This is a genomic window from Chitinophagales bacterium, assembly GCA_017303835.1.
Classification (GTDB): domain Bacteria; phylum Bacteroidota; class Bacteroidia; order Chitinophagales; family Chitinophagaceae; genus JAFLBI01.
In genome coordinates this window covers 337,655-355,061 of record JAFLBI010000002.1, presented here as the reverse complement: position 1 = coordinate 355,061, position 17,407 = coordinate 337,655, and the positions used below count along the sequence as shown (strand labels likewise).

Sequence of the window (17,407 nt, the reverse complement as noted above, 5' to 3'; positions counted from 1 at the left end):
TCAATCTACTTTTACAGGTTTGGTTCTTACAGAAACTCCATTCTCATTTACTGCTTCAATGGAATAATAATAAGTGCTATTTGCATCCATTGCTTTCATCCAATATTCATTATTGCTATGTACCATAATGCTGGTATACAGTTTATCAGGATGGGTGCCATAATAGATATTATAAGCAAAAGCATTGTCCACAGGTTTCCATTTAATAAACGCACTACGCTTATCCTTCTCTGTGCGCAACACAATAAATCCTTTCACTTCATCCGGCTTAGCTCCATTACCATTACCAAACACACGCAAACCGCTGATGGCAAATTTACCGGTTGGCATGGCGATATTCTCCAGTTTAATAAATCTTGTTTGCACAGCTTGCGGCAGTTCTACATAATCATGCGGAATATCTTTTTCATTATTGCTTTTATCGATCAGTAACTGCCATTTCTTTCCATCTGTTGAATGCCATAGCTTATATCGATGCGCTTGATTGGGAATTTTACCCAACCGATCTGTAGCTACATCCTGATCAGCATAATTAATTTGTATCGCGTTAACGGTGCTGATATTACCCAAATCGGTTTGAATATATTCACCCGCATTGCCTGTTGCAGCACTCCAGTAGGTTTTGATCAGTTCATCTACGGCATTATTGGGCAAGTAACCACCAAGTGTGGATGATACCTGAACAGGTTTGTTGTAGTTGAGCAGCATCCAGCCTGTGAAATAAGGCGATTTTCCATCCTTTCCATAACCATCTGCAATGTCTTTAGAAGGAATATAATGCGGATAGTCACCAAATGTCGTATTACAATACATCATATCATCTGCATCAAAACCGGTGGGCCAAACACCCAGTCTTCTTTCAAAAGTGTTTTTAACCGATACCACAGTAGTAGAGATGTGCCAGTACTTTCCAAAATTATCCTGAAAAGTAGCACCGTGACCGGCACCACGAACAAAGCCGCCCAACTTGATACTCAGCGGATCAGGCATGGCCCTAAATGGACCAAGCGGATTCTCGCCTACCAATAGCCCATCTGCATAGCCACTGAATTCTGTTCCCGGTGCACCATATTGCAGGTAGTATTTGTTTTTATACTTAGTCATATGGCTGCCTTCAATGAATGGATCAAGAAAGGTATTGTCCATATGCTCACCAAATCGCTGCCAACCAAAACGCCAAGGTTCGAGCAAATACATTTCTTTTCTTGTACCCATGGGCTGCATGGTTTTCCTATCTAGCTCCACACCATACATCGGAAACTTATTGCTGCTGCCGTTGTACATATAGAACCTACCATCCGTATCAGTAAAAAAGGAAGGATCCCAGCCACCAATATCGAATGAATCTACCAGAGGTTTCCACTCATTGGCTTTTGGATTTGTGCTCATCCAAATGGTAAAGTTTCGAGTATAAGTTGACCCAAACACAAGCATGGTATCGCCAATAATACCTACAGCCGGTGCACAGAGTTCATCATAGCCTGCATTCCAGGGACGCAAAAATCGTCTGCTATGGAAAGTCCAGTTCAACATATCTGCACTATGCCAATAGCCCCATTGATTGGTGCTGAAGAGATAGTAATCCCCTTTATAATTCACCACAACAGGATCAGCTGTAGCACGATGCCTGCCCCACTCACTAAAGTTGGGAATAGGCGTGTATCCGTAATCAATATTGATAGGATTACAATAGGTTTTCTGCTGTGCTTCTGCACCCATTGCCATACAACAAGCAAATACCAACAAGTACCACTTTTTCATTTTCTCCGTCTTTAGTTTACGCAAATGTGCATCTACGCTCCAAGTAGCTGCACCTTCAAAAAAATAGATCAAAGCCAATAACACAAATAAGAAAGGATGCTGGTCTTCATACCAAAATCTTCCTTTACCGATAAAGAAAGTGATATACAACATCGCTACAGCCATGCATACTGCTACGATTCGCGTACCAAACCCAATGGCCAAGAGTATGCCCGTTACAAACTCTAATCCTTTTCCTACATAGACAATTCGCTCAGGAGAGGAAAAATTCTGAAATGCTTCCCAATCGTAATAAGTACGCATGGTGGCTGCATCAAAAACTTCCATACCATGAAATGCCATGAGTAAGCCAGTTGCCATTCGCAGTATGGCTAATCCATACGGACTAATCGTATCCATCTGTATCCGCATATTATAATTCGTTTTGTTTGAGTGAACGAACAGCATGATCTACCGCGCGAGCTGTCAATGCCATGTAGAGAATACTGGGACTTTGATTACCCGTACTCGTCATGCAGGCACCATCTGTTACAAATACATTTTTGCAAGCATGCAACTGGTTCCATTCATTCAACAAAGATGTTTTTGGGTCTCTGCCCATACGCACACCACCCATTTCGTGAATATCCAGTCCCGGCGCTTGTTTACTATCATGCCAATGAATATCTGTTGCGCCGGCTGCTTCCATCATCAGCTTACCCTGCTCAAAAAAATCTTTCAGCATTTTCTCATCGTTCTCATCATACCCTACTGAGGTAATCAAGAGGGGAATACCATACTGATCCTGCTTTTCTTTACTCAGTCTTACGTGATTACTCTCCTTTGGAATAGTTTCTCCCTGCATATACATATACATACCCCATTTGCCGGGCTCAGACAAAGCATCCTTATACGCAGCACCAATACCATCCGGTACATTATAGGATTGATTTTCCCGATAAGCACCACTGAAGATCACATAACCACCCAGAAAATCCGTCTCTTGTTGTTTAAGGTTACGGAAATTGGGAATCACACATTCTGCAGGTTTACGCACTTTGTAATATTGGTCTGTAAATCCTTCGAAACTACCGCCCATGCTCCCACGATAATTATGGAAGCAGATATACTTACCCATCAAACCATTGTCATTACCCAATCCGTTAGGAAAACGATTCGATGTTGAGTTCAGTAAAATAAGGTTGGTGTTTAATGCAGAGGCATTGACGAAAATGATCTTTGCATAAAACTCCATTGCAGCCTTTGTCTCTGCATCAATCACACGCACACCAACAGCCCTACCTGCTGCTTCATCATAGATAATGGAATGCACCACACTATGCGGACGAACTGTTAGCAAACCCGTTCTCGCTGCCCATGGCAATGTGCTAGACACACTGCTGAAATACCCGCCGAAGGGACAACCACGCATGCAAAGATTTCTATTCTGGCATTGACCTCTACCCTGCTCCAAATGAACAGCAGTAGGCTCAGTCAGATGCGCCCACCTACCGGTGATATAATGACGATTGAATTGTTGCTTCAGCACATCGCGCATGTGCTGCTCAACACAATTGAGTTCATAGCCCGGCAGGAATTCACCATCGGGCATGGACTCAATATTTTCTTTGGTACCGCAAATGCCGACAAACTTTTCCGCATGTGCATACCATGGTGCAATATCCTTGTATCGTATGGGCCAATCAATGGCATAACCATAACGCTGTGGTGCAGAAAAATCCCAATCGCTCCAACGCTGACAAGAGCGCCCCCAGGTTAATGACTTGCCACCTACTTGATAGCCGCGTATCCAATCAAATGGTTTCTCTTGTATGTAAGGATGATCTGCATCCTTGATAAAAAAATGTGCCGTGTCTTCCGCAAAGCCTGCCGCTTTGGTGATGAGTGGATTTTCATCCACAAATGCTCGCGGCATCTGACCACGATGGGCAAACTCCCAAGTATTGCGTTGCATCGTAGGATAATCCTTATTGTGCTCCACATTTCTACCACGCTCTAATACTAAAGTGCGCAAACCTTTCTCACATAATTCCTTAGCAGCACAACCACCGCTGATACCACTACCAATAACGATTGCATCATAAGTATGTGTGGCTTTACCCTTTGTATTGATATGTGTGGTGCTGTCTGACATGCTATACCATGGGCCAGGTAAACTTGCTGCTTAATGCAATACGCTTTCCTGTTTCTTGTGATTTTCTTGCTGCTTCAATAATTTCCAATACATGCAAAGCATGTTCTGCTGCAATTCTTGGTTCAGTTTTTTGCACCAATGATTCTGCCACTTTTGTGGCACCTTCCTGCCATTGATAGCCTTCTGCATTTTTTTGGTGCAATACTGGTGGCTCTGACCACGATGTATCCAAGTACACACCATTCGGTTCCCAATCGTAACCAATCAAGCGCATATTCCCATGCGTACCATAAATCTGAATAGAATGCAGGGTTTGATTAGTGGCTTCATGTCCATGTGGATCAAAATAATTGAAGCCGCACATCACATGACTGATCACTCCGTTGGCATGCGATAACAATACATGTGCATTGTCTTCAGCTACTACTGTAATCTTTCCCTTATCGTCTACCTGTCGCTCAGGTGTTACAATACTTGTCATAGCCATTACACTGGTAGCAGGACCCAATAATCCAGTAAGTGTAGCCATATTGTACACACCCAGATCAGGCATACTACCGCCGCCTTGTTCATAGAAAAAAGCACTCCAGGTGGGCCCGGTATGTCCGTACTGCCCATGTGCAGCTGAAACCTTACCTAATTTACCATCCTGAATCGCTTTACTCATGAAAACAAATTGCGGACTATTCACCACTGCGGGTGCACCCCAGATGCGTAAGTTTTTTTGTTTGGCCAATTCAAACAAAGCTTTTCCTTCAGTATAAGTATTGGCCATGGGCTTTTCACTCCACACATGTTTGCCAGCAAGTAAAGCTTGCTTATTCAAAGCACCATGTGCTTGCATATCCGTAAGCGTAACGAGCATATCAAAGGGCACCCCTTTCAGCATCGCATCTATGCTTGCATACGTAGCAGCACCTACATTGTATTGCTTGTTCTGTGCAACAGCTCTTTCGTAACGAATGTCACAAAGACTTACGATTTTCACATGAGGTGAAGTTTGCAGATGCGGAATATAGCGATTGCTCACACTGCCACAACCAATGATGCCAACACGTAGCACTTGGTTGGATTCTCCAGCCCACGATTCCAGTGACTGTAATAAAACAGCGGCACCTGCCATGGCTGTTCTCTGTAAAAAATCGGCTCTGCTAATAGTTGTAGCCATACTCATCTATTTGAATTGAAGATGTGCCAGTACAGGCAAATGATCTGATGGGTATTTCAAATCATAGGAGTCCGTAATAGTGGCATATTTCAGTACTGTAGCGGGAAAAGCTCGGTGTAAGAAGATATGATCAATCTGGCCATTGGGTTTTTCCTTGAAGCGGAAAGCATTCCAAGTATCCGGATTACCGTAAGGCTGTGCACACAAATTTCTAGCGTGATCCATCACACTATTCAAGAACACCAATGGAGGGTCTTCAGGTCTTACATTCAAATCGCCCATCAAGACCAGCGGTATTTTCTTTTGCTGTTGCAAAGATTCAGCCAGTTGCCACAATTGCTTGGCAGATTCCAATCTTGCTTCCTTACCTACATGATCGAAATGGGTATTCATTACCCAGATCAGCTTTTTCGATTTTTTATGTTTGAACAAACCGTAAGTACAAATACGCTCTAATGCAGCATCCCATCCTTTCGAAGGCTTATCCGGTGTAGGCGATAACCAAACAGTTTTTTGTTGTAAACATTCATAGAGATCAGCTCTATATAAGAGTGCAGAGTATTCACCTTTTTGTTGACCATCATCTCTGCCCACACCAATCCATTTGAAATTGGGCAATGATTCCTGTAAATATTGTAATTGATGATGCAGCGCTTCCTGCACGCCTAAGAATTCCGGATCATGATAACTCACCAGTCCAGCCAAATGACCACGCCTAATCTCCCATTTGTTTTCACCATCGTTGGGTGAATCAAAACGGATATTGTAGCTCATCACCACAGTTTTCAACTGCGCTTGCACCAAGGAAGCAAACAAGACTGCCGTTACCAGTAAGAATTTTCTCATCGAGGATATTATTTAGTTGTAGTTGTTGGAAAAACAAAACCAAGTTTCTTTAATCCGTTTTGTACATCCGGAATCTGCATGAACAATTTCCAGATAAGTTGGGTACGATGGTTTTCAATCATCACTACAATAGGGCCTTGGTCAATCGCCAAATGTGATTTCGCATACCAGTTATGATGAATACTGAATCCATCCACAAAGCCATAAGGGCTCCATATCTTATTACCCAGCTCCTCATAAAAATAACGCATGGCTTGCATACTTTCCTTAGGCGTAAATGGTAGAGATGCAATGGCTGCTGTTGGTTGAATAACGCCCATATCTACTTCAGGGCAATGTGCCACATAACCTTTGTAGCTATCGCCGGCTGTAAGCCCCCAGCAGAACTCACTGTATCCTTTGTATTTTTTAGGATTCTCTATGCAATATGCACGATTGATCAGTGTATGCTTTCTGGCCTGCTCAAAATAGTCAATACCTAAGCTATCTTTTAAGCCGTTGGGATTGATACCCATGAATGTGTATTGCTCAAAGAAAAGCGGGCCGCCTTTATCAAAATTGCCCAGTGGCAAAGTATAGCCGTAGTAAGATTTTCCATTTTTAAAGCCACTACTACCGGCCCATGTGCCATCATAAACAGCTTTGCTAATGCCATGTCTGGGCGATGCCGCTGCCAGCACATAGGTGATCAAACATTCATTCCAACCCCAGATGGGAAAATTCATATCGAAGCCGTTGTTAGGACTCCAGTGCCAGTACAATTTATTTTCGCCATTGGTATGCCAGTTCCAATTGGCTGCACCCCACATCTGATCCACTCTTTTGCGTAAGTATTTTTCAATGCTATTGTCTTTGTTGAAATATTCTTTCGCACAGAGAAAGCCCATAAGTAGATAAGATGTTTCCACCAAGTCAGCACCGTCATCCAAACGATCGAATGGAATGGCTTTGCCTGTTTTACCATCCATGAAATGTGGGTAGATACCATGATACGCATCTGCACGAATGAGAAAATCAGCAATCTTGATCAGTCGTTTTACAGCAGTATCTCTGCCAATCCAGCCACGTTCTACCGCAACAATTGTACTTAGTATACCAAATCCTGTTCCACCAATAGCACATGCTTCTTCGCCAAAAGTGGTTGTACTCAGATTAGGCTCATCCCAAGCTTCATTGATATAATCCCAGTAATAACGCGCTTTTACAGTATTGCTTCTTTCACGTGCCAATCCGCTAACAGGGTGCGCGTAATGCCAGAAAAAACGAAAGGTTTGTCTTTGCACGGTTTCCATCAATGCCTCATCACTCAAACCTTTTATCACACCAACTGGCGCGATACTATTTTTCTCTTTGCTATTTGGCTGCGCCGATGTTATCAGCACACAACAAGAAGCCAACAATACAGAGAACACTTGTTTCATGTACTTATTTTTTGATCCAAGGACTTTCAAAACCAAGTTTTGTTAACCCGTTTTGTATTTCCGGACAACTCATGAATAATTTCCACAACAAACCAGTACGATAGTTTTCAATCATCACAATGATTGGTCCCTGATCAATCGCCAGATGCGATGCAGCAACCCAGTTTTGTGATTCATTGTATGCATCCACAAAACCATAAGGCGACCACAACTGATTACCCTTGGTAAAATAGAAATGTTTTAAAGCCTGCATGCTGTACTCAGGCGTATATGGAAATGCGCTCAATGCAGCAGTTGGCGTAATGGTGCCATTGTCTTCTGTAGGCGAATGTGCAGCGTATCCATTGTAAGTATCACTAGCAGTTAACCCCCAGGCATTCACACCATAACCTTTGAAACCATTGGGGTTACGAATACAATGTTCTCTGTTGATGAGTGTATGATTCCTGTTCTGTTCCCAATAATCTGCGTAGCGATCTTTCAATCCGCGCGGATCCAGTCCCAGAAAAGAATAATGTGAAAAGAACAATGGCCCACCATAATCAAAACCCAATGGCAGCTTAATACCATAAAAGCTTTTGCCATTTTTAAAGAAATTACTTTCAGCCCAGCCGCGGTGATAAACCGCACTACTCACCGGATATTTTTCGCCACTTGCTGCCAACACATACATGATGAGGCATTCATTAAAGCCGCGCACCGGAAAATTCATAGCCCAGCCGTTATTGGGACTCCAATGCCAGTACAACACTTCTTGTCCCCCATTGGTGAACCAATTCCATTCAATATCATTCCACAACCAACCAATTCGGTTGCGCAATTCCCGTTCTGCTTGGTTGTTAGCGGTGAAATATTGTCTGGCACAAAGCAGGCCTTGAAATAAATAGCTTGTCTCTACCAAATCTGCACCGTCGTCTTTTCTGCTGAAAGGAATGGTTTTTCCAGTTGCACCATTCAGCCAATGCGGGAAAACACCATGATAGGCATCTGATTTCAATAAAAAGTTCACCATTTTCAGCAGATGCTTTGCTGCAGTATCTCTGCTGATCCATTTTCTTTCTACGGCTACAATAGTAGCCATGATGCCGAATCCTGTTCCACCGGTGGTTACTACTTCATCGCCATAACCAAAAGAAGTATTGCTTCGCTCTCTAGCCATACCGCTTACCGGATGCGCAAAATCCCAGAAATAGCGAAAGGTCTGCAACTGCACTGCATCCAGCAAAGCACTGTCTGACAAATTTTTCTGCAATGGCAATGGCGGTATGCCCTTCTGCTGTTGTGCTGCAACAGGCATCATGGCAACCATGCAGATCAGTATGAGTAGTTGTCGCATATCAAAGATTTGGACCTGTGAAACCCAATTTGCGCATACCTGCTTTTACTTCAGGTGCGCTCATGAATAAATTCCAGATCAGTTGAGATCGATGGTTTTCAATCATCACTACTATCGGACCCTGATCAATCGCCAGAAAAGAATCTGCGAACCATGGATTACCCAAGTGAAATGCATCTACAAAACCATAATCTTTCCAAATTTTATCACCCAGCTTGTAATAAAAGAAACGCAATGCAGCCATAGATGCATTTGGCGTAAATGGCATGGATGATAACGCCGCTGTTGGTGCGATGACACCCACATCATTGGTAGGTGAACTAGCTGTGTAAACACCTGGAATATCACTGGCGGTTAAACCCCAGCATTGATCACTGTAACCAACCTGGCTACGCGGATTGGCTTTGCAATATTCAAAATTGATCCGACTATGATTCACCACCTGATCCTGGTAATTGGCATAAGCATCAACTAAGCCAGTGGGATTGATACCTAAAAAACTATAATGACTAAAGAACAAAGGTCCGCCAAGATTAGGCCCTAATGGCAGTGTTATATTGTAGTAAGGATTGCCATTGCGCATAGTACCGTCTTTTGCCCAGCCTTGATCATAAACTGTTTTCGGGATGGTGTGCGTGGTGGAACTTGCTGCAAGCACATAAGTAATCAAGCATTCATTCCAGCCGCGAATGGGCAGATTCATATCCCAAGCAAAATTGGGGCTCCAATGCCAATACAATACCTGCTCATTATTTTTACGAAACCAACTCCACTCAACTGCATTGTAGATTGTATTGATATCATTCCGCAAATTGGTTTCAGCAGTACCAGCATCATTAAAATACTGACGCGCTGTAATCAAGCCCATCATGAGAAAACTTGTCTCTACCAAATCGGCTCCGTTATCTTTTGCACTGAAGGGCACAACCACTCCGGTTGTTCCATTCAACCAATGCGGAAAAGCTCCATGAAATTTCTGAGCAGTGTTTTTGAGAAAGCCTACCACAGTCTGCATTCTGGTGAGTGCTTGAGCACGTGTGATAAAACCCCGCTCTACTGCTGCAGGTATGGCCATGATACCAAAGCCCGAACCGCCGGTAGTTACTACATCACCGGAAGTGTTTCTTTCACGCGCCAAACCACTAACCGGATGTGCAAAATCCCAGAAATAACGAAAGGTTTGTCTTTGCACAAGCGTTAGCAATGCATCATCCGAAATACGTGCAAACTTATCTGTGGAATCTATTTGTGTATAGAGGTTGATGGTTGTGGGTGATGTTAATCTGCCTCCAGACTTTGATTGAAGTCCCGTACCGATAACCAATGAATAACGACTCAAGAAATCAAGCGCTGCAGAGGGTTGAACAATCAATACACTATCGCCGGAAGCATAGTCAACTGAATATGGCACGGTAACAGCGGAAGCTGTATTCAGCTTAATCGCACCATTCACGGTAGTACGATTGATGGGTGCCTGAAACCCCAAACGGATAACCGGATTGGGTTTCACATGCACATAGCTGGTTACACCCGTACTGCCATCAACAGACCATGATTGAATAGAGAAATTGACAGGCGTTACCGGTGTACTTGGTTGATCTGCCGGTTTTTTAGAACAAGCAGTCAGCAACAACAAAAAAATCCAACTCAGTTTACGCATGATGTGTATTAATAAACCAAGGTGTTAATAGAATGCGGCAATGCCATTGTCTTCGCAGCTTTACCATTTACCCAGAGGTAGTATTCTGTAGGCTTATTACTCTGATTCATCACAATCACAACAGTTGTACCATCAGGGTTTTTAAATGCAGTGGTCAATAACTGACTTCTGCTTGCAGCACTGATGATGCGCTTTGCACCCGGCTGAATGAACTTGGAAAAATGCCCGATATAATAATAAGCATTGGTGTAGATCAGCGAGCCTGTTCTTGTGTCGCCATGCACAGGTGCAAAACAGAAATTCTGTACGTGATTGGGACCACCCGTTTCATCCAGAATGATATTCCAATCGGTGAAGCCAGTCATGCCGTTATTGAAATCATTGATCATAGAACGACCGTATTCTTCGCCCAATACCCAAGCATTATAACGGGTAGAATCAAAACTCTCTGCACAGCCTTCTGTGAAGAAAATATTTTTATCTGGAAAAGCTTCCTGTACTCTTCTGATATTATCGTACATCGGTGTGCCACCACTCCAGTCCTCATACCAATGGAAGCCAATACCCCAGATATACTTTGCTGCTTCAGGATCTTTGAAATAAATCTGCGCACGCTGATACATCAGGTCGCGGTTATGATCCCACACAATGATTTTCTTATCCTTGAATCCTGATTTATGCATAACAGGACCCAGATGGTTTTTTAAGAAATCTCTTTCTTCTTCTGCTGTATAAATACAGCTTTCCCATTTCTGCGTAGCCATCGGCTCATTCTGAATAGAAATACCCCAAACAGGCACACCTTCTTTTTCATACGCCTGAATAAACTTCACATAATAGTTGGCCCAGCTATCGTAATAATCAGGTTTCAATTTGCCACCGCGCAGCATGTCATTGTTGCTCTTCATAAATGCAGGCGGACTCCAAGGACTTGCGAACAGTGTTAACTTACCACCCGCGGCTGCCATGGCCTTTTTGATAAAAGGGATTTTATATTTTTTATCATGTGCAACATCAAAACTGCTCAGCTCTTTATCGCCTTCTTTCACGTAGGTATACATATCACTGCTGAAATCGCAGCTATTGATATTGGTTCTGGCAACTGTATAACCGATACCCTTTTCCTTACTGAAGAAAGCATCCAATACTTCTTGCTGCTTTGCTTCAGGTAATTTGAAAAAGGTTTCAGCAGAAGCATCTGTTAATGCAGCACCAATACCTAAATAAGATTGAAAGGTTTTGTCCGGATCAACGAAAACACAAATCTGTGTTTCTACCGGTTGACCCATTTCTTCAAACTGCAAAGTATCATTCAGACTTAACCGGAGATTGGTACTATCTGCAGTTGTATAAACTGTAATAGTACCATTCGGTTGTGTGGCATTGTTTACTGCTGTTGATTGATTCTGCTGACAAGCCATCATGCTGAGTGCAAAGCCAGCTACGAATAGTTTTTTCATATTCCTTGTTTTACCAGATATAAGTGGCCACATCGCCTGCAGCGAGTGTGGTAGTAACCCATTTACCATTGTGCTTGATATTGAAAGTAGATGAGCGGCTGCCATCATTCAACACAATCAACACCTTTTTGCCATCAGGTCTTTTGAAGCACACATTATAGAGCGTACCGGGCAAAGTGCTATTGATTCTAACAGAACCAGCCGGTACAAATTTGGATGCTTGTGCTACAATATAATAGCTCACATTTCTTGTTACGTTAGAGCCATTAATGGTTAGCGCCCCCTTACACTTGCTGCAACCACCGGGTGTATAAGGACGGAAGCTGGGATCATTGGCCAGATTCCATTCTAACGCTACTTTACTCCAGTTGCGCATGCTACCAATGATGACATTACGCATATGCCAAATCAGGTCGCCACCAAAATCACCATCTGCGCTGGTCCATTGTTCAGTGAAATACAAATTCTTATCAGGATGGGCATTTCTTACAGTTGACATCGCAGAAATATCACCCGCATACAAGTGGAATGCACTGCCATCAATAAACTGTTTGGCGCCTGCATCGTTGAGGATGGTAATTGGATAATTCGGATTATCACAATTATGATCCCAGATAATAATTTTTGTATTCAGGTTGGCTGATCGAAAAGCAGGGCCCAGATGATTTTTTACGAAATCAGCCTGCTGTGCTGCTGACATCACCATGCTGGGATTATTACCTCCGTGCTGTGGTTCATTCTGCACAGTAACTGCATCAATCGTGATGCCTCTGGCCTTCATCGCTTGAATGTATTTTACAAAGTATTGTGCATATACACTGTAATACTGTGGTAATAGTGAACCGCCGATACTGCTGTTATTGTCTTTCATCCAGACAGGTGCGCTCCAAGGCGAAGCCAGAATTTTGATATTTGGATTGATGGCCAATATCTGCTTCAATACAGGCACTACATTCACAGTATCAAATGACAAACTGAATTGCGCTAATGTAGGATCTGTTTGCCCGGATGGTAAATCATTGTAACTAAAAACAGCACTACTCAAATCCGAAGCACCCAAACTAACACGTAGATAGCTGATACCGATACTATTGGCACCATTACCAAATAATTCATTAAGGAGATTAGCACGATCATTCGCAATCATATCATTGATCAGCTGCGCACTACCGCCAGTTAATGTATAACCAAAACCATCTACAGTTTGATATTGTGTAGTGGTATCAATATCAATTGTTGGGTTTGTATTCGAACTTGTACCAAATGACAAAACAGTTGATTGCTGCTTTAGCAATACAGACTGATCAGGCTTGGTTAACCACATAGCCACATCATTGGTACCTGAGCCCGGTGTTTCAACCGGCTTTTTTTGGCCACATGCTACATTCATCAGCATGGCAGCACTTGCGATTAAAGAAAATAGATTTCGATTGCTTAACATAGTTATTTCAATTCAGCTTGATAAAATTGCAAGGGCGCATTATTGCGCGCAATAACCACCCACTGCTGTCCATTTGCAGACTTCACCACTTTCATATCCCTGACTTCACCGTTGAGATGTACAACTTGTTTCACTTTTGTTTGTCCGCTTGTGCCAAAAGCAAACCAAGTTGGGTTTAATGCATCATAACGACCTTCATAAGGAATCACCCCATAAAAATTACCAGCCGCTACAAAACCATTACCCGCTTTCATAAAGCTAAATATGGGTGAAGCCTGCACTGCGCTGGGCAATATCTGCGGTGTAAAGCTGCCTTTTCCATCACCCAAGAATGCCGTTGAACTTAAGGTTTCAGCTTTCAATTCAGTATAATCCTTAAATAAATCATAGAACATATAATCAACTGTTTTACCTGCTACTTCACTATAGGTGAGGTATGCTTTTTTCAAAACAGGCAAATAGCGTTCCAATTCATCTTTAGCCAAGAAAGTATATTCTTTGCCATCAACAGTGTAACAAACAACCTGCTCCACAGAACCGTTGCGATCAAAATCCTTGACATACATTTTCAGTGGCCCGTTCTTTCCTGCAAAGAGCTTGGAGTTTTGTCCCCAGTTACCGGCAAGTATATCCAACTGACCATCCATATTCACATCTGCAAATTGTACAGACTGCCATAGTCCAGTTGACTTAGGCAATTCCTGTGCTTTGAACTTGCCTTTATTATTCAGGTATACTTTAACACCCATCCACTCTCCGGCAATTGCTAAGTCTGGCCAACCATCTTTATTGATATCAGCAAAATCAGCGCTTGTAACCATGCCAATATTATTCAAATCAGCCATTGACTTATCCGCAATACTAAATACCCCTTTACCATCATTCAACAAGAGATAAGATGTTTGAGGTGCACCATAGTAAGTGGCATCAGCCAACACACCTACAAATAAATCCTGATCACCATCCTGATCAATATCTGCAGCACGAACACAACTCTTATTCACCAGCGTAGCAGGTAAATTGGCAGATGCTAATTGAAAATGACCTTTCCCGTCGTTCAGGAATAACCTATCCGCCAAAGCCAAACTCGCATTCGGATACATATTACCACCGCTAACCACATAGAGATCAGGCCATGTATCGTTGTTGGCATCGAAGAACAAAGCATCTACTTCTTCATAATTTAAACTGTTACCAAACACGGGTACATCAATCGGTGCAAATACGCCAGGCTTGGTCTGCAACAACAAAGTACCAGGTTGCTCATTGGCGCCACAAGCATATATATCATCTAAACCATCTTTATTAACATCAGCCACAGCAATCTTAGGCCCGCGGGTTGATTGCAAGTGTGGAATTAATTGTTGCTTATTAAAATCGAGGAATATATCCTCCTTATGCTTCCAGGCACAATTGATATTACTTGTTACATCAACCCAATCACTTGTAATCGCAGGCAGGAATTTGGACGCATCGAATTGACCAGCTGCTTGTTTCTTTTCAGCAAGAAGGGTTTTGCCTGCTGGAATGTCTTTCAGCAACTGATAGGTTTGATCAGGCCATACAATTAATACACTATCAACACTGGTGAGTTTGCCTAAACCAAAATGTAAGCCCGGTGCAACTGAAGATTGAAAACCTCTGGTTAACATTTGTTGCTGGTACTGCATGCCCTCTTTTGTAAACAAGTAAACCTTGGCGCCTAAGCCAAATGTATTTCCAGAATCAGCACGCAAATGGATATTTACATAAGTAGCAGCTTTTGCATTGTTCTGAAGAACGGTTGCAGTTGCATCAATACTATTGATCACCACATCCAGATCCCCGTCATTATCCAGATCTGCATAAGCCGAACCGCTATAATAGCCCTTCATCTTGGCCGTACCCCAATCCTTACTTACATCAGTGAAACCTTTTTGCAAATCGCCCTTGAAGAAAAATGGATGAGCTGCCCCGTCAGGCATTTTCTCAATCACCATATCATCAAACTTGTCTGTATTGTCTACATTTTGCTGTGCATACAAACTCGACACATAACGTACATAATCCAGATCAACCGGACGTTTGACAATACCACTGGATACAAACAAATCCTTTACGCCATCATTATCAAAATCAGCAAACAAAGGCGCCCAACTCCAATCTGTTGCAGCAATATTGTTCATCACCGCTACATCACTGAAGCTTACACCATTGCCATTATTCCGCTGCAAAACATTTCGTGAATACTGGTTCTGATAGCCATTCTGCTGAATCTTCATACGGTAGATATCAAGATTCTCATCACTACCATAGGTCTTTACCGTCTTCTCATCAGGCGGCAGCATATCTACTGTAATCAGATCCAATTGTCCATCATTATCATAATCGGCAGCATCGTTACCCATGCTGAACCGACTATAATGCCTGAAGTGATCTGCGCCGCTTTCTTTAAAACTTCCATTCCCTTGATTGATGTAGTAATAATCATTCTCATGAAAATCATTTCCTACATAGATATCTTCCCAACCATCATTATTGAAATCTGCTATAGCCAAACCCAATCCATAACCCAGACTGCTTTGCGAAATGCCTGCTTCCGCACTCACATCTGTAAACTTACCGGTTGCAGCCACATCATTTCTGAGTAAATAATCACCCGCAGCATCACTCACATCTTTTCTATGACTGGTATCAAGGATGTTCTGATGTGGTCTTTGCGAATGATTCATGATAAAGCAATCCAGATCCCCGTCATGATCATAATCAAAAAAAGCTGTTTGCGTTGTAAAGCCTGCTTTATCTAATCCATACTGCGCTGCACTTTCTGTAAATGTGCCGTTCTTGTTATTGATAAATAACTCATTCCTTCCCTTCAATCCTCTTACACCATTGATAGCAGATACATAAATATCTAACCAGCCATCACCGTTTACATCTGCCATCGTAACACCGGTACACCACTCTGAACTACCTGCCACACCTGCTTTCTCGGTGATGTCTTCGAAAACCATTCCACCCTTATTCAGGTATAATTTATTACCCGAAGGATGATTGGCAGTAAAATATACATCAGCCAGGCCGTCATTATTGATATCACCGGTACTTACACCACCACCATTGAAATAGTATAAATAATACAGAATATTGAATGTGTCTTTCTTATACAACGTATTTTGGAATTTGATGCCTGTCTTGCTTGCGGGCAGGGACTGAAACAATCCCTGTTCATTATTGCAGGCGTATAGTGCTGATAGCACCAATCCCAATGAGAAAATGCGTTTCAGATTCATACTAGTAAGTTACCGTATTCGATGCACTAGGAGAAAAAAGGGTGCACAGCAGAACCGGCACCCTTTTTATAAGAATTATATCGCTTTGGCGAATTACAATTTGCTGTTGTAGAGCGCTGTTACTTCAGCAGCTGACAAAGCTTTGCCATACAGACGGAACTGATCCAAACTTCCGGTGAAGGATTTAATCCAATCATCGCCAGGGCCAGTTGAATTTGCATGCTTGTTCCAACCGCCAATGATGAATTTTTCAGCTTTTGAGAAATCCAGTTTACCTCTTGGAGCACCGTTTTTCTTTACATCGGTTTGAGTTGGCGTCATACCTGTTACAACGGCTCCATCAAAGTAGTAAGTCATCTTAGATGTTGTTTCATCATATACATACACGATGTGGTGCCAGTTGCCATCAAATACCGGCTTATTGAAATCACCTTCCAGCCACTGATCCATCAGACCCATTTTCATGGTTGCCTTTGTAGCTGTCTGGTTTTCCATCAACAGAAACAATGCACTGTAATGCCATCCGTTGTAAGTTGGATCTACAAGAGAGAACAAGAATTCTGTTCTTCCAGCTTGTGCGGTGTTCTTAATCCAGAAAGACATAGAGAAACTGGTAGACTGCTTGAAGTCATTAGCAGAAGGCCAAGAAATGGCTTTACCATCTGCACCCTTAATCGCCTGCTTGGTGATACCGGCAACATAAGTGAGTGGATTATCTGCAGCGAAGTTGGCACGGATACTATCCACATCAGCACCATCGAAAGCTGCATAAAATTTCAACGGGCCGCCGGGAGGATTCGCATCCTTGGCATAGTCGCCCAGTTTTGGGCGATCCATTTTCTGACATGCGCTGAATACCATCAGCAGCAAGGCAGCGTGTAAGAATATTTGAAGCTTATTTTTCATTG

Annotated in this window: 11 protein-coding genes; all 11 read right to left on the bottom strand. The window is 42.6% G+C overall.

The genetic code is table 11. The features are described from left to right. The 11 genes from J0L83_14220 to J0L83_14170 all read right to left on the bottom strand — a co-directional run bounded on the left by J0L83_14220 (position 1) and on the right by J0L83_14170 (position 17,405). Positions 1–2,172: a family 43 glycosylhydrolase gene (locus tag J0L83_14220; GenBank protein ID MBN8665733.1), complete on the bottom strand. Its 2,172-nt coding sequence runs from the start codon at positions 2,170–2,172 to the stop codon at positions 1–3. Between the two features lies 1 nt (position 2,173). Beyond that, the gene (locus J0L83_14215) at positions 2,174–3,895 is read right to left on the bottom strand and encodes a GMC family oxidoreductase (GenBank protein MBN8665732.1); all 1,722 of its coding nucleotides are present in this window, start codon (positions 3,893–3,895) and stop codon (positions 2,174–2,176) included. A 1-nt stretch (position 3,896) separates the two neighbouring features. Beyond that, complete coding sequence (locus J0L83_14210) at positions 3,897–5,063, bottom strand: Gfo/Idh/MocA family oxidoreductase (protein MBN8665731.1); 1,167 nt, start codon at positions 5,061–5,063, stop codon at positions 3,897–3,899. A gap of 6 nt (positions 5,064–5,069) precedes the next feature. Next, entirely contained in the window at positions 5,070–5,909 is an 840-nt protein-coding gene (locus J0L83_14205) for an endonuclease/exonuclease/phosphatase family protein (GenBank protein MBN8665730.1), read from the bottom strand. Between the two features lie 8 nt (positions 5,910–5,917). After that, on the bottom strand, positions 5,918–7,330 hold the full coding sequence (locus tag J0L83_14200; GenBank protein ID MBN8665729.1) for a beta-glucosidase: 1,413 nt from the start codon (positions 7,328–7,330) through the stop codon (positions 5,918–5,920). Positions 7,331–7,334: 4 nt separating this feature from the next. Further along, a complete protein-coding gene (locus tag J0L83_14195; protein ID MBN8665728.1) occupies positions 7,335–8,639 on the bottom strand; it encodes a beta-glucosidase in 1,305 nt (434 codons plus the stop codon). A 28-nt stretch (positions 8,640–8,667) separates the two neighbouring features. Further along, the gene (locus tag J0L83_14190) at positions 8,668–10,326 is read right to left on the bottom strand and encodes an Ig-like domain-containing protein (GenBank protein ID MBN8665727.1); all 1,659 of its coding nucleotides are present in this window, start codon (positions 10,324–10,326) and stop codon (positions 8,668–8,670) included. 8 nt (positions 10,327–10,334) lie between these two features. After that, complete coding sequence (locus J0L83_14185) at positions 10,335–11,786, bottom strand: glycoside hydrolase family 30 protein (GenBank protein MBN8665726.1); 1,452 nt, start codon at positions 11,784–11,786, stop codon at positions 10,335–10,337. A gap of 10 nt (positions 11,787–11,796) precedes the next feature. Beyond that, the gene (locus J0L83_14180) at positions 11,797–13,227 is read right to left on the bottom strand and encodes a glucosylceramidase (GenBank protein MBN8665725.1); all 1,431 of its coding nucleotides are present in this window, start codon (positions 13,225–13,227) and stop codon (positions 11,797–11,799) included. A gap of 2 nt (positions 13,228–13,229) precedes the next feature. Further along, a complete protein-coding gene (locus tag J0L83_14175) occupies positions 13,230–16,499 on the bottom strand; it encodes a VCBS repeat-containing protein (protein MBN8665724.1) in 3,270 nt (1,089 codons plus the stop codon). Positions 16,500–16,592: 93 nt separating this feature from the next. Further along, positions 16,593–17,405: a LamG domain-containing protein gene (locus J0L83_14170; GenBank protein ID MBN8665723.1), complete on the bottom strand. Its 813-nt coding sequence runs from the start codon at positions 17,403–17,405 to the stop codon at positions 16,593–16,595. Positions 17,406–17,407 lie beyond the last annotated feature (2 nt).